The organism is Arthrobacter globiformis, assembly GCF_030817195.1.
Lineage (GTDB): Bacteria > Actinomycetota > Actinomycetes > Actinomycetales > Micrococcaceae > Arthrobacter > Arthrobacter globiformis_D.
On the sequence record NZ_JAUSYZ010000001.1, the window covers coordinates 202,229 to 223,986 of the forward strand.

The 21,758-nt window shown below is 66.7% G+C and carries 15 protein-coding genes and 1 pseudogene; 4 read left to right on the plus strand and 12 right to left on the minus strand.

What is annotated here, in order from left to right; translation table 11 throughout:
* Positions 1-30: 30 nt before the first annotated feature.
* From QF036_RS01000 to QF036_RS01055, 12 genes and pseudogenes are all read right to left on the minus strand, one after another.
* The gene (locus QF036_RS01000; RefSeq protein ID WP_307098408.1) at positions 31-1,323 is read right to left on the minus strand and encodes a sensor histidine kinase; all 1,293 of its coding nucleotides are present in this window, start codon (positions 1,321-1,323) and stop codon (positions 31-33) included.
* A 17-nt stretch (positions 1,324-1,340) separates the two neighbouring features.
* Positions 1,341-2,219 carry an ABC transporter permease subunit gene (locus QF036_RS01005; protein ID WP_307098409.1) on the minus strand — a complete coding sequence of 293 codons (879 nt, stop codon included), beginning with the start codon at positions 2,217-2,219 and terminating at the stop codon, positions 1,341-1,343.
* Positions 2,220-2,223: 4 nt separating this feature from the next.
* Positions 2,224-3,168, minus strand: a complete 945-nt coding sequence (locus tag QF036_RS01010) for an ABC transporter ATP-binding protein (RefSeq protein WP_307098411.1) — start codon at positions 3,166-3,168, stop codon at positions 2,224-2,226.
* A 146-nt stretch (positions 3,169-3,314) separates the two neighbouring features.
* Positions 3,315-4,817: a bifunctional phosphatase PAP2/diacylglycerol kinase family protein gene (locus QF036_RS01015; protein ID WP_307098414.1), complete on the minus strand. Its 1,503-nt coding sequence runs from the start codon at positions 4,815-4,817 to the stop codon at positions 3,315-3,317.
* A gap of 56 nt (positions 4,818-4,873) precedes the next feature.
* A pseudogene (locus tag QF036_RS01020) lies at positions 4,874-6,071 on the minus strand (MFS transporter).
* A gap of 42 nt (positions 6,072-6,113) precedes the next feature.
* Positions 6,114-7,796, minus strand: coding sequence for an ABC-F family ATP-binding cassette domain-containing protein (locus QF036_RS01025; protein WP_307098416.1), 1,683 nt, complete (start codon positions 7,794-7,796; stop codon positions 6,114-6,116).
* A gap of 118 nt (positions 7,797-7,914) precedes the next feature.
* Positions 7,915-9,903 (minus strand): penicillin-binding transpeptidase domain-containing protein, encoded by a 1,989-nt coding sequence (locus QF036_RS01030; protein WP_307098418.1) that lies wholly within the window; start codon positions 9,901-9,903, stop codon positions 7,915-7,917.
* 72 nt (positions 9,904-9,975) lie between these two features.
* Positions 9,976-11,415: a phytoene desaturase family protein gene (locus tag QF036_RS01035; protein WP_307098419.1), complete on the minus strand. Its 1,440-nt coding sequence runs from the start codon at positions 11,413-11,415 to the stop codon at positions 9,976-9,978.
* Positions 11,408-12,877: a glycosyltransferase family 87 protein gene (locus QF036_RS01040; RefSeq protein ID WP_307098421.1), complete on the minus strand. Its 1,470-nt coding sequence runs from the start codon at positions 12,875-12,877 to the stop codon at positions 11,408-11,410. The genes QF036_RS01035 and QF036_RS01040 overlap by 8 nt, the downstream gene beginning before the upstream one ends.
* Positions 12,878-12,914: 37 nt before the next feature.
* Positions 12,915-13,088, minus strand: a complete 174-nt coding sequence (locus QF036_RS01045; RefSeq protein ID WP_307098422.1) for a hypothetical protein — start codon at positions 13,086-13,088, stop codon at positions 12,915-12,917.
* 594 nt (positions 13,089-13,682) lie between these two features.
* Positions 13,683-14,264 carry a histidine phosphatase family protein gene (locus QF036_RS01050; protein ID WP_306920110.1) on the minus strand — a complete coding sequence of 194 codons (582 nt, stop codon included), beginning with the start codon at positions 14,262-14,264 and terminating at the stop codon, positions 13,683-13,685.
* Positions 14,261-15,781 carry a CCA tRNA nucleotidyltransferase gene (locus QF036_RS01055; RefSeq protein WP_307098425.1) on the minus strand — a complete coding sequence of 507 codons (1,521 nt, stop codon included), beginning with the start codon at positions 15,779-15,781 and terminating at the stop codon, positions 14,261-14,263. The genes QF036_RS01050 and QF036_RS01055 overlap by 4 nt, the downstream gene beginning before the upstream one ends.
* 195 nt (positions 15,782-15,976) lie before the next feature.
* Here QF036_RS01055 and QF036_RS01060 point away from each other — a divergent pair, with 195 nt between their 5' ends.
* From QF036_RS01060 to trxB, 4 genes are all read left to right on the plus strand, one after another.
* On the plus strand, positions 15,977-16,477 hold the full coding sequence (locus QF036_RS01060; RefSeq protein WP_076799448.1) for an NUDIX hydrolase: 501 nt from the start codon (positions 15,977-15,979) through the stop codon (positions 16,475-16,477).
* Positions 16,478-16,549: 72 nt separating this feature from the next.
* Entirely contained in the window at positions 16,550-18,664 is a 2,115-nt protein-coding gene (gene murJ, locus QF036_RS01065; protein WP_307098427.1) for a murein biosynthesis integral membrane protein MurJ, read from the plus strand.
* A gap of 172 nt (positions 18,665-18,836) precedes the next feature.
* Complete coding sequence (locus tag QF036_RS01070) at positions 18,837-20,564, plus strand: ABC transporter substrate-binding protein (RefSeq protein WP_307098429.1); 1,728 nt, start codon at positions 18,837-18,839, stop codon at positions 20,562-20,564.
* Between the two features lie 227 nt (positions 20,565-20,791).
* The gene (trxB, locus tag QF036_RS01075; RefSeq protein WP_307098431.1) at positions 20,792-21,748 is read left to right on the plus strand and encodes a thioredoxin-disulfide reductase; all 957 of its coding nucleotides are present in this window, start codon (positions 20,792-20,794) and stop codon (positions 21,746-21,748) included.
* Positions 21,749-21,758: the final 10 nt, after the last annotated feature.

Below are 21,758 nucleotides of genomic sequence, written 5' to 3' on the forward strand. Positions count from 1 at the left end.
TCTCCGAGTTGCCGTCCCGCATCCTGCCGGTCAGCGTCCGCCATCCTGCATCCTGCCGTTCAATGCCAGGACCGCCCGCACACGCCAGCCGCCGCCGGCGGCCGGGCCTGCCTCCACCGTACCGCCGTAGATCCGGGCCCGTTCCTTCATCCCGGCCAGGCCCTGTCCTGTCCCGCCGGAACTGATGGCATCAACGGTGCCCCGGCCGTCGTCGAGCACTTCAATGGTGACGGTGGAATCGTCGCGCACCACCACCACGTCCACCCGGCTCAGCGCGCGGCCGTAGCGCAGCACGTTGGTCAGTGATTCCTGCACGATCCGGTACACGGTCAGCTGGAGAGCCACGTCCTCCGGCAGCGCCGGACCCGTGTGCGAGTAGTGGACGGGAAGGCCTGCGGTCCGGAAGCCGTCCAGCAGCTTCCCGAGGCTGGCGCCGTCCGCGAGCGGCTCACGGGGCGCCTGGCCGGCTGGGGCGTCATCCCGCAGGACCCCGAGGACCCGGCGCATGTCCGCCAGGGCGGCGCGGCCGGTTCTGGACAGTTCCGCAAGGACCTCCGCGGCGCGTTCCGGATCCCTGCGGACCACGACGGCGGCCCCGTCGGACAGGGCGACCATCACGGTCAGCGAGTGGGCAACGACGTCGTGCATCTCGCGGGCGATCCTGTTGCGTTCGTTGACTGAGCCCAGGCGGGCGGCCTGCGCGGCCCATGCCGCGATTTCCTGCTCGTGCTCCCGCCGCTGCCGGACGGATATGCCGATTCCGGTGGCGATGATGTTGGAGAACGCGATGCTGGTGCCGGCCGCGATGGTGGTCACCAGCTGGAACTCCTCCGGCGAGGCGGCGTGCCTGGGCAGTTCCCGCTCCAGCGGTCCCACTGCGGCCAGGAAGTACAGCAGCGCCAGTGGTGCCGTGGCCACGGCCATCGTGACCAGGGCAAAGCGGCGCGTGTGGACCACAGCCACCGCGTACAGCGAGAACCACAGCCCTGCTGACACGTTGGATCCCCACGGATGAAGCAGGCTGACGCCAACCTCGGCCGCCGCGACGAATACCACCACGGCCACCGGGTGCCGGCACCGCAGGAACAGGGACAGCGCGACGGCCGCGAGCAGCGCGACCGCGGCCCACCTGCCCGCATTAATGGCGTCGATCACGGTGGGCGCCACCAGCACCGCATAGCAGGCGACGACCACGGCATCCATGGCCCGCGGACGCCGGTGCAGGTAGCGCCGGAGCAGGCCCCGCCGTCGGGCAGCAAGCTCGGCGAAGGACGCGTCAGCCGGCGTAGCTGGCGCGTCCTTCACGGAAACAGCATCAATCATGGGCAGGACCTGCGCGGCTAGACGTCCCGTTTCTTCAGCAGGACCATGGCCAGGACCACCGGCACCACCACCCAGGCGCCCAGCACCAGGGCCGCCTGCCAGACCTCCAGCGTGTCCGGGACGTGCTCCACGGCGGTCAGCGGGTTGATCGTGTTTCCGGGGAGGTACTTGCGCGCCTCCTCGAAGAAGTCGCCGGGGATGAGCTGGAACGCGATCGGAGCCACAAAAAACAGGCCAACGAGGGCCATGATGCCGCCGGCTGAATTCCGCAGCATCGTGCCGAGTGCCATGCCGATTGCGGCCACCGCTGCCACGTACACACTGGTGACGACGAGCAGCTTGACCGACTGCGAGCTGGCGAGGTCGAGCTTGAGATCGAAGTTGCCCAGGATCGGCACCGCCACCAGGCCGGCGATGTAGGTGGATACGGCCGTCACGACGAAGGCGCTGAGGATGACCACCACGAGCTTGGCAATGAACGCGGGGAGCCGCTTGGGCACCGCCGCGAACGTCGAGCGGGCCATGCCGGTGGTGAACTCCGAACTCATGAGGAGGACGCCCAGTGAGCCCAGAATCAGCTGTGCAAAGGCGACGCCCGAGGTGGGGACGGTGACGGCGAGGTCGCCGCCCTGTGCCGCGATGGCCGCAGCCGCCTCGGGATCGGAGCTGGCCTGGTCTGCGAACTGGCCTGTTCCCCAGGCGGACAGGGCGCCGAAGCCAACCATGACGACGGCCGTCGAAACAAGCAGGATCAGTGTGGACAGGAGCGTGCGGAACTTGATGAATTCCGAGTTCAGGACCCGGAAGAAGCTTGGACCCGGTCCCGGGTTTGCAGCGTTGCGGGTGGCCGCGCGGCCGGGACCGGCGGCAGGCTGGGTGGAAGTCGATGTGCTCATGGCGTCAGTTGCCTCCGGACTGGGCGGGAACCGGGGCTCCCGTGGTGATCAGCGAGTGGTATTCGACCTCGTCCTTGGTCAGCTCCATGTAGGCCTCTTCGAGGCTGGCCTGGAGCGGGGTGAGTTCGTAGATCAGAACGTGGTTGTCCAGGGCGCTGCGGGCGATCTGCCGGGGGTCCAGGCCCGTGACCTCGAGGAGTTCATGGTCCTGCAGCTCCACCGAGACACCTGTTCCGGCGAGAACGTGCATGAGCCGGTCGGGCTGGTCGGAGCGGACCCGGGTCCGGCTCTGGCCCTTGCCCGTGATGATGTCCTTGATGGGTGCGTCGGCAATGATCTTTCCGCGGCCGATCACAATCAGATGGTCGGCGGTCAGGGCCATCTCACTCATGAGGTGGCTGGAGAGGAACACCGTGCGCCCCTCGGAAGCCAGGTACTTCACGAGGTTCCGCACCCAGACCACGCCTTCCGGATCGAGCCCGTTGACGGGTTCGTCCAGGATGATGGTCTGCGGATCGCCCAGGAGCGCGGCCGCGATGCCCAGCCGCTGACCCATGCCAAGGGAGAACCCCTTGACCTTTTTCCGGGCCACGTCCGCCAGACCGGTCATGTCGATGACCTCGTGCACCCGCTTCCGCGGGATGCTGTGCGTGGCGGCCATGGCCAGCAGATGGTTGTACGCGGAGCGGCTCGTGTGGACGGCCTTGGCGTCCAGCAGTGCCCCGATTTCGCGCAACGGTGCGGTGTGCCGGGCGAACGGGACACCGTTGACGGTGACCGTTCCCGCCGTCGGGGTGTCCAGGCCCATGATCATGCGCATGGTGGTCGACTTGCCGGCGCCGTTGGGTCCCAGAAAGCCGGTGACCTGGCCGTCTTGGACGGTGAAACTGACGCCGCCGACGGCGGTTTTGTCGCCGTAGACTTTTGTCAGGCCTTCTGCCTCAATCATGGAAGCTTTCCTTTGCGTAGCTACGGGCGTGCTGTCTGGTGTGCACGTTCCACGCTACCGACGCCGGCTGCCGAATTCGCCGGTCTCAGGGATGATTCAGGGGCGAATCAGGGTCTCGGGTGTCATCCGGTGGGATGAGCGACGGGTCAGCTGCCGTCCGCCGGTGAGTAGTAGCGCAGGGCGGCACGTTTCAGGGTGAATTCGACGGCCCGGACGCCGGGCATGGCTTCGCCGTCCACCGCCAGCACCATGGGGGCGGTGCCGCACTCCACGCGGACACGGGTGGCTTCGGTGAGGTGGGTGATCCTGGACGTCGCCACCGTGCCGGTCAGCACGGACCAAAGCATGCGGAGGCGGGCGAACGACTCGTCGGCGGTCATCATCCTGACGTCCAGCACACCGTCGTCCAGTACCGGCCGGAAGAGCGGGGCGTGGTCCCGAGGGTAGTAGCGGCCGCGGCCCAGATACATGATCCACAGCCTGTGCCGGACGCCATTGACGATCAGCGTAATCGGCTTCTCCATGGCGAAGGTCCGGAACATCGCCACAACCCCGGCGAGAGGCTTCCCGAGGGCGGGCTGCAACTGTTCGCGACGCCGCACCAGGTTCGGGTACAGCCCGATGCTTGCGGTGTTAAGCATGATCAGCTCCACCCGTTCGGGATCGTCCGCGAGACCGCGTTCAACAGCCACGGCCCCGACGTCTGCCAGCGCCGCTTCACCGCGTTCCGCTGCGGCCACCGCCTCCACCAGGGAGGGCGTTCCGGCGTCCCGGGCGAAGTGGTTGAGGGTTCCGCCGGCCAGCACCAGCAAGGGAAGATCATGCTCGACGGCGGCCGCCGCCGCAGTGCCCACCGTTCCGTCCCCGCCCCACACCCCGAGTGCGCGAATGCCCGGCACGGCGGCTGCCTCCTCCATCCGCTGGGCAATGTCGTCGTCCGGTGCGACGAGCGTTATATGAGCGAGCGGGAAGACTTCCCTCAGGGCGGCAGCCGTTTCCTCAGTAAAGGAGCCACCCAGTGTGTTCACGGCGATGCTCAGGCCCTCGCCCTGCGGGAGTGGGGCCGCCTGTACCCGTTGCTTGGACGTGGCGGGCATGGGCGGGCGAACAGGCCACCACCTTCTCGTCACGAGGGCTGCGCCCGCACCGATCGCCGAACCGAAGAGCACATCCGAGGGCCAGTGGGCGCCTGTATGCACTCTGGAGTATGCAACGCCGGCGGCAACAGGAGCGACGACTGCTCCGAGCACCGGCTGTACCATTCCACTGCCCAAGGCGAATGCGACCGCTGAGGCCGAGTGGCCGGACGGCATGGATGAACTGGTGGGTTGCGGATGGACGAAGCGGAACACCGGCAAATGCTCAGGGAGCGGCCGCGCGCGGGGCAGCAGGGTCTTGAAAACGAGGTTCGTCACAGCTGAGGCGACGCCCTGGGCCAGCAGGCCGTGGAGTGCTGCGCGCCTGGTTCGCCCCGGGATGGCGGCAGCCACGGCAGCCACGCCAAACCACAGCTTGCCCTTGTTGGCCGAGGCCGAGAGCCGGCGGAAAAACGTGTCATGGTGCCCGCCCGGGAAGCCGGAGACGGTCCGCATCAGCGTGCGGTCGAGGGCGGCAATCCAGCCTGGCCCCCGGTGCAGCATTCGTCGCATTTCCCCACCCTACCGCCCGGTACCGCGGTGTGCTCCCGGCATCTGTCCCGCTAAGGTCATTCCCTGGCGGGAAGCGGCTTGGCGGCGCCGGCGAGCATCAGGGCAACCAGGATGGGCACACCGATGGCCAGCAGTGCCATGTGAATTCCGGTCAGGTCCCCCAGGTAGCCGAGCAGCGGCGGACCGGCCAGGAAGGCGACATAGCCGATGGTGGAAACCACCGACACCCTTGCCGCTGCGTGCCGGGGATCGTCTGCAGCTGCCGACATCCCCATGGGAAAGGCCAGGGCCGCCCCCACTCCCCACAGCGCTGCTCCAACGGCAGCAAGCCCCAGGTTTCCGGCAAACACGAACAGTGCCAGGCCTGCGGCGGCGGCTGCCATGCTGCCCCGGAGCACTGCCACCCGGCCGTACCTGTCAATGACGGTGCCGCCGAAGAAGCGCATCGTGGTCATAGGCCAGGACGAAGAGCGCGAAGAGCAGTGCGCCGGTCGATTCGGAGGTTCCCAACCCGTCCACGGATGCCTTGGCGATCCAGTCGTTGCCTGCGCCCTCGGTCAGCGTGGCGCCGAGAACCACGACGCCGATCAGCAGGGTGCGCCCGTCCCGCCATGCCGAAGGTCCGCGTGCCGTCTTGGCTTCACCGTCGGCGGGCCGCTCCGGTGCCGTGTGGGGGAGGAAGTACCGGGGGACCACTATTGTCAGCACCGCCACTGAGGCGGCGATGACCAGCAGGTGCTGCGGCAAACCCACGCCCATTCCCGACAGACCAGCCCCGATCAGGGCGCCTACGAAGGCACCGCCACTGAAGGCAGCGTGGAACTTGGGCATCACCGTCTTGCGGAGCCGGTGCTCGACGTCTGCGCCCTCAACGTTCTGGGACACGTCCCACAGCCCGATGCCGATGCCGAAAAAGAAGAGGGATGCAGCGGTGCCGGGAACAGACTCAGCGAGCAGCGACACTGCGATGCCTACACCCGCCAGCGCGGCCAGCAGGCCGCTGGCCCGGACGGTGTTGGCGGTGCCGATCCGGCTGATGACGTGCCCGGCGGTGGGAAGCGCGATCAGCGACCCGACGGCGGTGCACAGCAGCAGGGTTCCCATCTGCCCGGACGAGATCCCCAGGATCTCCGTCACAGCCGGAATGCGGGCCGCCCAGCTCGCAAAGACCAGGCCGTTGGCGCCGAAAATGATGAACGTGGCCAAGGCGGCGGCGGAAACCTGCCGGCCGGCAAGCTGCTGGGTTGAGGTCATCCGACAACTCTAGTGCCGCACTGGTCGAGCCTGTCGGAACCCTCAGCGGGCGCGTTCCACCCGCTTCTCATCCCAAACCGGCTCGGCCGACTCGTACACCTTGCCATCGGAGCCGAAGACCAGGAAGCGGTCGAAGGTCCGGGCGAACCAGCGGTCGTGCGTGACGGCGAGGACCGTGCCCTCGAAGTGGTCGATGGCCCGCTCCAGGGCCTCGGCCGAGTGCAGGTCGAGGTTGTCGGTGGGCTCGTCCAGCAGTAGCAGCGTGGCGCCGGACAGCTGCAGCAGCAGGATCTGGAACCGTGCCTGCTGTCCGCCGGACAGCGACTCGTACTTCTGTTCCGACTGCCCCGCCAGCCCATAGCCGTCGAGTGCTCCGGCAGCGGCCTCCCGGCCCAAACCGGAACGGTGTTCGTCGCCGCGGTGCAGGATGTCCAGCAGCGTGCGGTTCATGAGGTCGGGCCGGACGTGGGTCTGCGCAAAGAACCCCGGCCGGATACGGGCGCCAAGTTTCACGGTGCCCTCGTGGGGCACTTCGGCGATTTCGACGTCGGACACCGGCAGGTGTTCCCGCTCCGGGTCGGTGCCCCCGGTGGCCAGCAGCCGCAGGAAGTGCGACTTGCCGGACCCGTTGGAGCCCAGCACGCCCACCCGGTCCCCGAACCAGATCTCGGTGGAGAAGGGCTTCATCAGGCCGGTCAGTTCCAGCTTTTCGGCCACAACGGCCCTCTTGGCGGTGCGGCCGCCCTTGAGCCGCATCTGCACGTTCTGCTCAATCGGCAGGGCTTCCGGCGGGCCGGCCTCGAGGAATTTGGCCAGCCGGGTCTGGGCTGCGTGGTAGCGGTTGGCCATGTCGGAGCGGAAGGCGGCCTTGTTCTTGTACATGTTGACGAGTTCCTTGAGCTTCGCATGCTCCTCGTCCCAGCGCTTGCGAAGCTCCTCGAAGCGGGCGTTCCGGTCCGCCCGCGCCTCTACATACGACCCGAAGCCGCCGCCGTGGATCCAGGCGCCGGCCCCGTTGATGCCCGGCTCGAGCGTGACGATGCGGCCGGCGGCGTTGTTCAGCAGCTCCCGGTCGTGGCTGATGAAGAAGACCGTCTTCTTCGATTCGTTGAGCTTGTCCTCGAGCCAGCGCTTGCCCGGGACGTCGAGGTAGTTGTCCGGTTCGTCGAGGAGCAGCAGCTCGTCGGGACCGGCAAAGAGCGCCTCCAGCACCAGCCGCTTCTGCTCGCCGCCGGACAGCGTGGACGCGCGGCGGTGCTGGGCGCGGTCAAAGGGCAGTCCCAGCGCGGCCATGCAGACCTCGTCCCAGACGGTCTCGACGTCGTACCCGCCGGCATCTCCCCAGTCGACGATTGCCTGGGCGTACCGCATCTGGGTGGGCTCGTCGTCGTGCTCCATCATGGCAAGCTCAGCCTCATCCACGGCGCGGGCGGCATCCGCCAGCGCCGGAGGGGCGGCCGACAATAAAAGGTCGCGGACCGTGGAGTCGTCACGGACCTGCCCCACGAACTGCCGCATGATTCCCATGTTTCCGGAGCGGCCGATCACGCCTTCGTCCGGAGTGAGGTCGCCGGCGATGATTCGGAAGAGGGTGGTTTTGCCCGTTCCGTTGGGTCCGATGAGCGCCGTTTTGGTGCCGTCGGGGACCTTGAAGGTCACCCCGTTGAGCAGCTGGCTGCCGTCGGAGAGGAAGTAGTCGATGCCGGAAACGTCAATATGGGCCACCGGGCAATTCTCCCACGCCCCGCCCGCCGGAGTTTTTGTACAGACATCGTGCTCAAATGGGCCCTAAAGTCGCGACAAGTGGACAAAAACTCCGGGCGGGGGGAGTGTGCGGGAGTTGTCAGCCGGCGGCAGTCAGGAATTTCTTCAGGAGCGGGCCGGAAGTCGTGGCGCCGAGCCCGCCGTCCTCGACGAACACGGCCACGGCCAGGTCCCCGTGCACGGCGATGATCCATGCGTGGGTCTTGGGCGGGTTGGCGTTGCCGAACTCGGCGGTTCCCGTCTTGGCGCCCACGGGTTCGCCGGGGACTTCGGCCAGGAATCCGGCGTGGCCCGAGGTCACCACCGCACGCATCATGTCCGCGAGGGCGGCTGCTTCCGCCTTGGTGACAGGTGTCTGGGCGGTCTTCGCAGGGGCTTCCGCTGTGACGGTCGACGACGGGGCGGAACCTTCCGGGGTCGGCGTGGGACTGGCCGACGTCGATGCGGACGGAGCGCTTTCCTCCACCAGGACCGGGGACACGGGGGCGCCCTTCGCCACCGAGCCTGCCATCACGGCGGCGGACAGCGGGGACATCAGCACCCTGCCCTGGCCGATCATGGCTGCCGCGTGCTCGGTGCCCTCGGCCTCACCGGGAACGGAGCCAAGGAACGCCTCGGCGCCAAGCTTCGGGGCCTCCACGGCCACCCCCAGGGAGGTGGCGGCCGACTCCAGCTGGGCCTGGGTGACCTTGTCCCGGGCGGCAATGAAGGCGGTGTTGCAGGAGTGGGCGAAGGCGTCACGCAGTGTCACGGATCCGAGGGAGTCCTTGGGGTAGCCCTCGGCGTTCTTGAACTTCCTGCCGTCGACGGTGAGCGTGGGCGTGCATTCGACGGTGGAATCGGGGGTGAATCCGTTGCGGAGCATGGCGAGGGAGTCCACCACCTTGAAAGTGGATCCCGGCGCGTACTGGCCGAGCATCGCCGTGTTGTAGCCGTTGCTTCCGGGACCCGACGCGGCGGCGAGGACCGCACCCGTGGACGGCCGGAGCGCCACGATGGCTGACGCCGGCTTGATGTCGGCAAGAGTGTCCTCGGCAAGCTGCTGCAGCTTCATATCGAGGGTGGTCTGCAACGGCGTGCCGGGAACAGCCTGCACCTCAAAGACGGTGCGCCGCGGGTCAGTGGGTGCCGCCTGTATCTCTTCCCGGGTCAGATCGGCGCGCTGCACGCGGACCACGGTGCCGTCTGTTCCGCGGAGCTGTGCATCGTACTGCTGCTGGAGTCCGCCCGTGCCGATGACGTCGCCGGCGGTCAGGGTGCCGTTCGACTTTTCAATCTGCTCTGCGCTGGCTTCGCCAACGGTGCCCAGGACAGCCCGGGCGAAGTTCCGCGTCGGTGCCAGCGGCAGTTGGCCCGGGATGGCCCGGCCACCCGGGATGGCCTCGATCTCGGCGTCGGTCACGGCACGGTCGCTGGTGTTACGCAGGGTGATGGCGGGAACGAAGGCCTCGGCCCCGGATGCCTCCACCTGCTGGACGTAGGCCGCGGGATCCACGCCCACGAGCTTGGCGAGCCTGGTGGCGGCATCTGCGGCATCAGCGCCGCCCAGCTGCGGCTTGTCAATGCCCACGTTGACCACCGGCCGCAACGTCACGAGCTTCTGATTGCCGGCACCGAGGATGTCGGCCCGCGGGGATGACTGCGTGGCCTTGCTGAGGATCTCCCCTTCGGCCAGGTTGGGGACCAGCAGCCCGGGCGACCAGACGGTAAGCCATTTGTCGCCGGATTTCCGCAAGTCGGCCTCGACGGTGTACTTCCACTCCCCGGTGGAAATCTTCCAGCTGTAGTTCAGCGGGATCCGGGCAGTGTCGCCGTCGAGCGTCAGCTCGCCCGCTTCGACAGAGGGCTTGGCCGGCGCCAGCGCTTTGAAGACCTGGTTGAGCTGGTCGTTGGCCACCGTCGAATCGCGCCCGTCGAAGGCCACCGGGCGGAGGTCCAGGCCGGCGACGGCGGAGGCCAGCTGCTTCGCCGCGGCTTCCGCACCGCCGCGGCCGTCGTCGCAGGCCACCAGTGAGCCGCTGAGTATGAGACCAGCAAGGACAAGTGAAAGTTTTTTAGTGTTCCCCACGGCGTTATTATCCCCCAGCGGATGCGGGGCGCGAGCCACAACACAGCCACGCCGCAACCCGGCTCCGCTCGGCTAGAGGCCGAGTGCCGGGACGTCCAACCCAAACATGTCTTTGAGGGCATATTTGGCCGCGCGGAACCCGGGCATGCCGGTGACGCCGGGTCCTGGTGGCGTCGAGGAGGAGCACAGGTAGACCCCGCGCGCGGGGGTGCGCCAAGGCACGGGTGAGACGACCGGCCGCTGCACCAGTCCCCGGGGATCCAGAAGTCCGGCGCTAAAGTCGCCGCCGATGTAATTTTCGTTGTAGGCGGCAAGTTCGGCCGCGGTCGTGACCTTGTGCCGCAGTACGAGGTCACGGAACCCTGGCGCGAAGCGCTCCAGCTGGTCCATGACGGCCTCGCCCATGTCCACCGTGGACCCGGACGGCACATGGCAGTAGGTCCAGAGGATGTGCCTGCCCTCCGGCGCCCGGCCGGGATCAACCACCGACGGCTGCGAAACCAGCACGTAGGGCCGCTCCGGGTGCCGGCCGCGGGACACGGCGCCCTCCGCCTCCGCCATTTCCTCGCGCGTGCCGCCAATATGTACTGTTCCGGCCCCTGCCAGTCCTGCAGCGGTCCACGGCACGGGTCCTGACAGGATGAAATCCACCTTGCAGGCGCCGTTGCCGAACCGGAAGGACTCCAGCGCGCGGCGGTAGGACGCGGGCAGGCGGCTGCCGGCGATGCGTGCAAGGGCAGGAGGCGCAACGTCCAGCAGCACTGCCTTCGCCGGTTCCAGCTCCGCCAGCGACGTGACGCGGAACCCTGTCTGCAGTACGCCGCCGTGGGCTTCGACGTCCTTCGCCATCGCATCGGCGATCGCGGACGATCCTCCCACTGGAATCGGCCATCCCCCGCTGTGCGCCAAGGCGTTGAGCAACAGGCCGGCTCCCGCCCCGGACAGTGAGGGCAGGCGCCCCACGACGTGGGCTGCCACGCCGCTGAGCAGGGCGGGCGCCCTGTCCTGCCGGAAGCGCAGGTTCCACATCGGCGAGCCCTGTTCAACGGTCCGCAGTCCCAGAATGGCTGCGGCCAGCGGATCGCCGGGAACGCGCAGCAGCTGGTCGGACGTGGTTTGCACGACGCCGTCGATGTGCCGCACCAGCGGAGCGAGGAGCCGGCGGTACGCGCGGCCGTCCCGGCCCAGCTCGTCGGCGGTCCGGTCGAGCGACCGGTACGCCAGGGCCGACCGGCCACCATCCAACGGGGAGCCGAACTGTACCGGCGGAAGCTGCAGGTCCACCCGCCGCGCTAGCTCGAACGCCCGGAAAAAGGGCGAGGCCAGCGCCATGGGGTGCACGGCCGAGCAGATGTCGTGCCAATGCCCTTCCTCGATGACCTGGGACGTCCGGGATCCGCCGCCGACCTGGTCCGCGGCCTCGTACACGTGCACCTTGAGCCCCGCCCGCGCCATGACGACGGCGGCGGCGAGTCCGTTAGGTCCGGAACCAACGACGGCGACGTCAGGCATCGCGGGCGACCGTTCGCCACGGGACCAGGGAAGCAGAGGGACGGAGCAGGTCGATCCGCAGCCTGTCCGGGACGTTGTTGAAGGGGCCGCCATGTGGGTCGTCCATGGCATGCCGCCGGATGGGATCGTATCGGGGATCCCAGATGTCCCACGCAACCCGCAGCATAAGATATGCAGTCGCAAGCATATGGGCGGCGACGGCCAGGACGTAGTACGGCATGTCGATGTTGTGCTGTGAGACGCCGCCGCTGGTCACTTGGCCAAGATACATCCAGATGGCCGCCCAGTGCAGCCCCTCGATGCCCTGCCAGATCAGGAAATCGCGCCACTTGGGCCGGGCGAGTGCCAGCAGCGGCACGAGCCACAGGACAAACTGGGGTGAGAAGACCTTGTTGGTGAGGATGAAGGCCGCCACGATCAGGAAGGTCAGCTGCGCGATCCGCGGCCGCTGCGGAGCGGTCAGGGCCAACACCGCAATGAGGACACACGCTAGCAGGAACACGTTCAGGGCGAGCGTGTTGATGGCCTCCGGGGTGAGAAGCGTCCAGCGCACCCGCCCGGCCACCAGGTTGTAGGCGAACCAGGGAGAGCTGTAGCCGGCGGGGCGGTCCTGCGTGAACTCGAAAAAGTACTTCCAGCCGGCCGGGTCCCGCGCGGCAATGGGCAGGTTGACGGCGAGCCAGGCTGCGGCGGCGGACGCCGCCAGGACCAGGAAGGCACGGATCTTGCCGGTACGCAGGGCCAGCAGGAAGATGGCTCCGAAGACCAGGAGGGGGTAGAGCTTGGTGGCAGTCCCCAGCCCGATCAGGACGCCTGCCAGGACCAGCCGCTTCCGGGACAGGAAGTACATGCCGAGGGCCAGCATGGCAACGGCCCACATGTCCCAGTTGATCACTCCGGCCAGGACGATGCCGGGCGCCAGGGCCACCATGGCTGCATCCCAGGGCCGGCGCCGGGTCATACGTGCCGTGGCCAGCACGGTGACGATCCAGACGGCTGCGATCAGGGTCGCGTTGACGTCGAAGTAGCCGAGGATCCGGGCGTCCGTGACTCCTTCGCCGGGCACCAGGCGGGCCGTGATGCCGGCAATCAGGCCCATCAGGACCGGATACTCGAAGAGGGCACCCGGCGTGAAGAACGGAAAGGCCCCGTCACCCAGTCCCCGGTTGCGGAACAGCTCAGGGAAATCCGAGTAGCAGGTCGCATAGAACTGCGACGGCGTCTCCCAGCCGTTCACCCGGCAGTAGTCCTTGATGGCGATGGCAGCAAGGGCGGCGAGCACGGTCAGGATGATCAGCACGCGTTCCACTGTGAAGAAGCCGGGCGCGACTACCCCCGGCGCAGACCGTTGGCCCAGGGGCCCGCCGATGAGCTCGGTGAAATTCCGCAGGAGCCGGTCGCTGCGGCTCGGCACCACCAGGCGCGCGAGCTTTCGATCGGGCGGCGGCTGTGTCTCCTGCATGGTTTCGAGCTTACCGGTGGGTCCCTGCTTAAAAGGCTCAGCGCAGGCTGCTCATCTGCTGATGCATGAGCGTGTAGACGTCCTCCCGTTTCCGGTCCAGCAGCCGGCCATCGAACTGTGGCTGCTGGGCCGGTGCGGAATCGCGGCCGGAAAGGCTGGCCTCACCGCTGGAATCGCGGCCGGAAAGTATCTCTTGGAGTTTGCGGAGCATGGTTTTTCACCTCCTTTTCAGGAAACAACGAAAAAAATCCGGGCAGGGCAATTAGAGCCATTCGAGTACGCAAAGAAATGGCCGTAAAAAGGCAAAGAAATGCCCAGGAAGGAAATGGAATCCGCAAAAAGCGGCAATTGGCCCCAGCAACGGCAGCGCGGCAACCCCAACAGGAAGCAGGGTTCCGAATTATGGGGGAGCTGCGCAACCGCGTGGTTCCGCTACATCAGGCCGCCGGGGTCAGGGCTTCTGAGAAAGTGCAGCATCATCTGCACATGTCCCGCCTGCTCTCCCGTTTTATGCGCGGGAGAACGGCAGGGGAGTCAGAATTAGGCTCGGGCGAGTCCGTGAAGAGGGCGCCGGTCAGCAGTGAAGGCCGGAAACGCGGTGATGGTCATCTTCCATCCGCTAGTCAAAGTAATCATTTTCCCAACCTCCTTTTCTGCTCTGCCGCTGCACGGGATAACGGGCCGGTACAACACGCGCCATGACCCTGGCAGATCGCTCTGGGGTCAGGAATAAAAGTACACCAGGAATGGCACAGCTGACTACTCAATTCCAGAGCTTTTGGAAAATAAATCCGAAAAGGTGCTTTTACAGACCCCAACGGACAATGGCAGGCGTCCTTTTGTCCCAGCCCAGGGTGCAGACTTTGGCTGTTCCCAGGATGAAGTGCCGGCCCTCTTCAGGTTCGAGCTCGAGCCAGCGGGCGGTAAGGATGCGGGAAAAGTGGCCATGGGCCACGATCAGGACGTTGTCCAGCCCGGACTCCAGGACCCGGGCCACGATCTTGTCTGCCCGGGCGGCGACATCATGGAGCTTCTCGCCATTGGGAACGCCGTGCGTCCAGATGAGGTAGTCAGGGTTGTCCTTGCGGATCAGGTCGGAGCTGATGCCCTCGTAGTCGCCGTAGTCCCATTCCACGGCCAGCGGTTCGTGGACGGCATCGGGGAAACCGGCGAGTTCCGCGGTCCGCCGGGCACGGCGCAGCGGAGACGTCAGGACCAGGTCGAAATCAACGGTGTCCAGGATCCTGCGCGCCTCGACTGCCTGCTGCTCGCCCTCCACCGTCAGGGGAAGGTCCGTCAGCCCGGTGTACTGGCCGCTCTTGGACCATTCGGTTTCGCCGTGCCGCAGGATCCAGAGCTGGGGGCGGGCGATGTTGGCGGCGTTCACTTGGACTCCTCGGTTGGGGAAGATTCGACGTCGGCGGGAGAAGCAGGAGACTCGGGAGAAGCGGAAGCATCGGCTGGAACGGCTTCAGGCTGCTCAGCCCACCAGGCCCGCAGCCGGGACTCGGCGTCGGCAGGATCGAGCGGCCCGTTTTCCATCCGTTCCTCCAGCAGGAACTTGTAGGCCCTGCCCACGACGGGTCCGGGTTTGAGGTCCAGCAGGGCCATGATCTCGGCACCGTTGAGGTCCGGGCGGACCGCGTCCAGGGATTCCTGTTCGCGGAGGGCCGCAATCCGAGATTCGAGGTCGTCGTAGGCGAAGGACAGCCGGTCGGCCTTGCGCTGGTTGCGTGTGGTGACGTCGGAGCGGGTCAGGCGGTGCAGGCGTTCAAGCAGGGGACCGGCGTCGGTGATGTAACGGCGCACAGCGGAATCGGTCCAGCCGGCGTCTCCGTAGCCATAGAAGCGCATGTGCAGTTCCACGAGGCGGGCCACGGCCTTGATGGTGTCGTTGTCGAAGCGCAGGTTCTTCATCCGCTTCGTCGTCAGTTTGGCCCCCACCAGGTCGTGGTGACGGAAGCTGACCGCACCGCCCGGTTCGAACCGGCGCGTAGCCGGCTTCCCGACGTCGTGCATCAGCGCCGCAAACCGCAGGACAAAGTCCGGGCCGGGGACGGCGCCGTCGGAATCTGTCTCCAGGGCGGCCGCCTGCTCGAGGACCTGGAGGGAGTGCTGGTAGACGTCCTTGTGGCGGTGGTGCTCGTCAGATTCCAGCCTGAGCGCGGACACCTCGGGCAGCACGAACTCGGCGAGGCCGGTGTCCACCAGCAGGTCGATGCCCACGCGGGGGTGCCGACCGCAGACGAGTTTGACCAGCTCATCACGGACGCGTTCAGCCGAAATGATGCTGATGCGCTCGGCCATCCGGGTCATGGCAACCCGGACGTCGTCCCGCACAGCCACCCCCAGCTGGGAGGCAAACCGCGCTGCCCGCATCATCCGCAGGGGATCGTCGGAAAAAGATGCCTCGGGAGCGCCCGGCGTGGCCAGCACGGAGGCGTACAGGTCGCGGACTCCGCCGAAGGGATCCACCAGTTCCATCGCGGGCAGCCGCAGGGCCATGGCGTTAATGGTGAAGTCGCGGCGCAGCAGGTCGTCCGTGAGGGAGGAACCAAAGGCCACTACGGGCTTCCGGGACTCGGGGTCGTACGCTTCGGCACGGTAGGTGGTGATTTCAATCTGGAAACCGGCCTTGCGCATGCCGATCGTTCCGAAGGCGCGGCCGATCTCCCAGAAGTTGTCTGCCCACTTCTTGATCAGCGCCACGGTCTGGTCCGGCGTCGCGTCCGTCGTGAAATCGAGGTCGGGGGAGGTGCGGCCCAGGAAGAGGTCCCGGACCGGGCCGCCGACGAGCGACAGCTCATGACCGGCATCCACGAACCGCTGACCGAGCTCCAGGACCACCGGGTCCACCTGGAAGTCAACGGTGTGAAGATCAGTCTTTTGATGTGCGTGCGCCATAGTTACTTAAGCTTGTCAGAAAACCAAGCCCCACCGCACCAAATCACGTCATTGTGCGACGGCGCCGGCGAAGCCCGCTACATGGAGTCCACCTGCAAGCCATGTCCCGGTCATCACGGCGGGGCAAGAGTCGTTAGAGTGGACTGCATGGCCCATCCAGTACCGAGCGCTCCCGGCAGGAGGACGAACCCACCGTTGCCGTCGGCAATCGGTGCCCATGTCGCGCCTGCACCGCACTCGGCCCCGGCCTCGCTCCCCACCGTTGAGGAGATCTCCGCCGGGGGCGTCGTGGTGGACACGTCCGACGACGAACTGAGGGTTGCGATTATTGCCCGCCTTAACAGGGGCGGACGGCTGGAGTGGTGCCTGCCCAAGGGGCATCCTGAGGGCCGGGAGAACAACGAGGAAGCCGCGGTCCGTGAGATTGCCGAGGAAACCGGTATCGACGGTGACATCCTGGCCCCGCTGGGCAGCATCGATTACTGGTTTACCGTCAGCGGGCACCGCGTCCACAAGACAGTGCACCACTACCTGCTGCGCGCCACTGGCGGTGAACTCACCATCGAAAACGATCCTGACAAGGAAGCGGTTGATGTTGCCTGGGTTCCCATCCACGAGCTTGCCCGGAAGCTTTCGTTCCCCAATGAACGCCGCATCGCCGACCTGGCACGCGAAGTCCTTCCCGAGCACCTCTGACCGTCCGGCAATGCCTGCCGGATACCCCGTTGCGTGCCGCAATATCAGCACCCGGGTGAGACGATGAAGACGATGTCAGCAGCCAGTCCGTCCTCCGACCAGCCCGCGCAGCCGGACGAAACACCGCCAGGTGTGACGCCCGCCAGCGAGGCAGCCTCCAGTGCCGCGCAGCCCGGCGAGGCCCGTTCCAGCGCCATCATGGCCGCTGGAACCCTCGTGTCGCGTTTTCTGGGCTTCGGCAAGACGTGGATGCTGGGCGCCGCCCTCGGCCTGGGCTCCACGGTCACTGACACCTTCATCAACGCCAACAACCTGCCCAACCTGATCTTCCTGCTAGTGGCCGGCGGCGTCTTCAATGCCGTGCTGGTGCCGCAGATCATCAAAGCGAGCAAGGCCCCGGACAGGGGAGCGGACTACATCAGCAGGCTGCTCACCTTGGCCGTCCTGGTGCTGATGTCCCTGACCCTGTTGGTCACGCTGTTTGCACCGGCCGTCATTGAACTCACCACGCAGGGCTACTCGCCGCAGCAAAAGTCGCTGGCCGTTGCCTTCGCCTTCTGGTGCCTGCCGCAGATTTTCTTCTACGGCCTGTATGCCCTGCTCACCCAGGTCCTCAATGCCAACGGCGCGTTCGGACCTGCCATGTGGGCGCCCATTTTTAACAACATCGTGGCCATCGCGGGCCTCGGCATGTTCATCTGGATCTTCGGCGCCAACGCCGCCAATCCGCATTCGCTGGACAACTGGGGTGGTTCCCAGACGTTTTTTGTCGCCGGTTTCTCAACGATCGGCGTGGTTGCCCAGACCGCCATTCTGCTGATTCCCGTGTTCCGGCTGAAACTGGGACTGCGTCCGCGGTTCGGCTGGCGCGGTGTGGGGCTCGGCCACGCCGCAAGACTGAGTGTGTGGACGCTCCTGACGGCCGCCGTCGGGCAGCTGGCGTTCCTTTATGTCATGCGCATCGCCACCATCCCCGGTACCGAGCGGCTTCGCCTGGAGAAGGCGGGCGACCACGGCGCCGCCGCCATGCTGCCCGGCAACGCCGTGCTCGAGGTGGCCAGCCAGCTGTACCTGCTGCCGCACTCGATCATCGCGCTGTCCCTGGCCACTGTGCTGTTCAACCGGATGACACGGGCCTCCCAGGATGGGAACCGCGCAGAACTCCGCGAAGCACTGTCCCACGGCCTGCGCACCATGGCCGTGGCCACCGTTTTCGGAGCCCTGGCGCTTTTCGCCCTGGCGGGTCCGCTGGGCATGTTTTTCTCCGGCGGGCGCCCCACGGACGGTGTCCTGCTGGCGCAGACCCTCACCATCCTGGCCCTCAGCACCCCGTTCATGAGCGCCAACTTCATGATGTCCCGGGTCTTTTACGCCAACGAGGATGCGCGGACGCCGTTCTACATTCAGCTGGTTCTGGCCGTGGTTAATGTCGTGGCCGCGTTCTTCATCCAGTTCCTGCCGTTCGACCAGATCATTTTCGCCATCGCCGTCCTTTACACCGGAGGGAACATCCTCTCGGTGGTCGTCTCCGCCATCTTCCTCCGGCGGCTGTTGGGACACCTGGACGGTCCGCGGATCATCAACTCGTATATCCGCATGGGCTATGCGGCCCTCGGCTCGGCCATTGCCGGCGCGGGGGCACTGTGGCTCATGGGCAGCTACAGTCCGGTCGGATTCGCCTGGAGCAGCCGGCCCGCCGCCTTGGTGACCATCGTCGTCGTCGGCCCCGTCATGCTCGCCGCGTACCTGGTTCTGCTGAAGCTGTTCCGGGTCACGGAGCTGCGCGACCTGCTGCGGCCGCTGCTGGGGCGGCTGGGCCGCGGTTCCGGCGCGCCGGCGGCTGCTCCGTCTGCCCCTGCAACCGCCGGGGCTTCGGCTCCCGGAGCATCCGCCGGCACTGCGTCGCGGCGACGTCCGACGCCGGAACGCGCCACGGTCTCGTCGGACACCGGCTTGATTCCCCGGATTTCCGGCGAGTTCGATTCTGCCTCCTTCCGTGCCGGGCCTGCGCCCCAGCCGGAACCGGAAGACCACGACGGCGCCACCTACCTTCCTGAGGAGGATGTCCCCGGGACAGCCCGAGGGAATGCCCTGCGCGGGGAGATACCGCTTCCTGGCCGTCGGACCTACCAGGGCACCCCCGGCCAGAACCCGCATTTCCCGTCGCGGCGGCGGAGGAAAAAGTAGCCCGGACGGGGGCCGGCCAGCCCCGTCTTCCGCGGCCGTTGCACAGCATCGGCTAGGATCGAGGGGAACAAGGGTAGTTGCAGACCAAGGGGTCCGCCGGCGCGCCGGAGGCCTTCCGTGGCGATGCATCGCCAGGGCCAGAAGCAATTCCCGGACAGGCTAGGAGGAACACGTGTCCCACCCGATCGATGTCGGATCAGTACTTGGCGGCCGCTACAAGGTCACGGCCACAGTGCTGAGTTCGCATGACCAGGATCTGGTGCTGGACGGTGTGGACCAGGTGCTTAACCGCCCGGTCAGCATCCTGGTGGCCGGCCCGTACAACGCCGACCAGGTAGCCCAGAGCGCCCGCGAGGTGGCCACGGGGGAGCGCCCCGGGAACGTGCAGATCCTGGACCTTGGAGTCAGCGACGCCACGACGTATCTGATCACCAACCACACCTCGGCCGCTGACCTGCTGGACCTTGTGGTTGCCTCCAACCCGCCCTACGTGGAACCGTTCTTCACGGACACCCTGGGCAGCGAGATCTTCGGTCAGGCCCGCTCCCACGAACCCGAAGCCTACGACGAAGACGACGAGGTCGAAGCCGGGTACATCAACTACAACGAAAGCCAGCCGGGCGGGCAGTACCCTGCCACCGCGCCTGCGCCCGCCGCGAGCCGGTCCAGCCACGGGGCAGCGTCTCTGCAGGGGCACGGACAGCAGGCCCCTGCCCAGGCACCCACAGCGCCGGTGCGGAAGGCACCTGTCGTGCCGCCGCTTCCAGCAGCCCGTCCCGCCACAGGTGCCGGTGCCGCAGGTGCCGCCGCTGCGGGTGCCGGTGCCGCTGGTGCCGCCGCGGCCGGTTCGCGGGGCGACCGGCAGGGCATCCCGCAGACTACTGCGCCGCAGCCGATTCAGCCGGACAAGGGCTATGAGCAGGACGCCGCGCAGCACGACAACGTTGAGCAGGCACTTCTGCAGCGCGACAACAACCACAACCGCTCCGGAAACGCTGCACGAGGTGTCGCCGGCGCAGGTGCAGCGGCCGCCGGTGCTGCCGCCGCTTCCGGTGACGGCCACAACTCATCCAAGGTGTCGCTGTGGTCCGAAAACGACTATGACTACGTCCCCGAAGACGAGTACGACGACGAGGGCAGCAACGCGCACGAACAGGACCGCCGTGCAGGCAATTTCCCTGCCGTCGCCGGGACCGGTGCCGCTCCCGCTGCCGATTATTACGACGATGAGGACGACGAGCCACAGAAGGAACCGCGTTCCATGCGGTGGCTTGTCGGTGGCCTTCTCGCGGCCGTCCTGATCGTCGGACTCATCTTCGCCGTGACCAACCTCGGCAGCCTCTTCAAGAGCGCACCGCAAACCGAAGCTACCGCCGGAGCCACCGCACCGCCGTCGGCTGCCACCCAGCCGAGTACCGGAACGCCGACCAAGAGCACCGCTCCGGCGGCAGGGCCGCCGGCCATCGAGGGGATCACCCGCCAGGGCAACTTTGATTTCGCAGCGACGTACGACGACGACCTCGGCAAGGCCTTCGACGGAAACGCGGCCAGCTACTGGTCAGACATGGAGTTTGCCACCGAGGACTGGGGCGGCCTTGCTCCCGAGGGTGTCCCGCTGGTGGTCAAGCTCAAGAGCTCTTCCCGGGTCTCCTCGATCACCCTGAACCAGTTGGGTGCCTCGGGCGGGAGCATCACGGTCTACACCAACGACCGCCCGGCGCTGGACGGTGCAAAGCAGGTGGGAACCAACAGCTTCACCTCGCCTGACCTCACCATGCCGCTTGCCGAACCGGTGACCGCTCAGTACGTCATCATCTCGATCAAGAACCTGCCCAAGCTCGCAGCTCCAAAGACCCGCTTTGGCTACGGCCTGCGGTTGGCGGAGATCAAGGTCCAGTAGGGGACCCCGCCGCTCGGCAGTCACCTTCCTCCCGGGCGTAACCGGCATGCCCTCAGGTTGCCGGAGGCGGTACCCTTGTGGAAAGTCCCGTGGCGGTGTTCCCGTGCAGGCACGGGTGTTTTCGCCTGCCTCCAAACACGTTTGGAATATTCCACACTGCCAATCAGTTGTGCCATGTGGCCGGCCGGAAGGCTGGCGCATCGACAAAGGAAGAGGTTCACCGTTCAGTGAGCACCGCAGAAAACAGCGCGTCAGAAGTACGTGATGTCATCATCGTCGGCTCCGGCCCCGCAGGCTACACCGCCGCCGTGTACACGGCCCGCGCCAACCTGAAGCCGCTGCTGCTGGCTGGCTCCGTTACTGCGGGCGGTGAGCTCATGAACACCACGGATGTCGAGAACTACCCGGGCTTCCCCGAAGGCATCATGGGTCCGGACCTGATGGAGAACTTCGAAAAGCAGGCTGCCCGCTTCGGCACCGAGATCCAGTTCGAGGACGTCACCGCCCTGGATCTCGACGGCGACATCAAGACTGTCACCATCGCAACGGGGGAGACCTTCCGCGCCCGCGCCATCATTCTTTCCACCGGCTCGGCGTACCGCGAGCTCGGCTTGGCCAACGAAAAGCGGCTCTCCGGCCACGGTGTCAGCTGGTGTGCAACCTGCGACGGTTTCTTCTTCAAGGACCAGGACATCGCAGTGATCGGCGGCGGCGACTCTGCCATGGAGGAAGCACTCTTCCTCACCAAGTTCGCCAAGTCCGTCACTGTGGTGCACCGCCGTGACACGCTGAAGGCGTCCAAGATCATGGGTGACCGCGCGCAGGCCCACGAGAAGATCAACTTCGTGTGGAACACCGCTGTCGAGGACGTCCTCGGTGCAGACAAAGTCACCGGCCTGAAGCTGAAGAACCTGGTCGACGGCACCGAGTCCGAACTGGCCGTGACCGGCGTCTTCGTGGCTATCGGCAACGATCCGCGCACCGAGCTCATCAAGGACAGCCTGGAGATCACGGACGCCGGGACCATCGCCGTCGAAGGCCGCAGCTCCCGTACGAGCATCAAGGGCGTCTTCGCCGCCGGCGACGTCGTGGACCCGACATACCGCCAGGCGATCACTGCTTCCGGCTCCGGCTGTGTCGCAGCGATCGACGTCGAGCACTACCTCGCAGACCTTCACGCCTGACCGGCGCTGA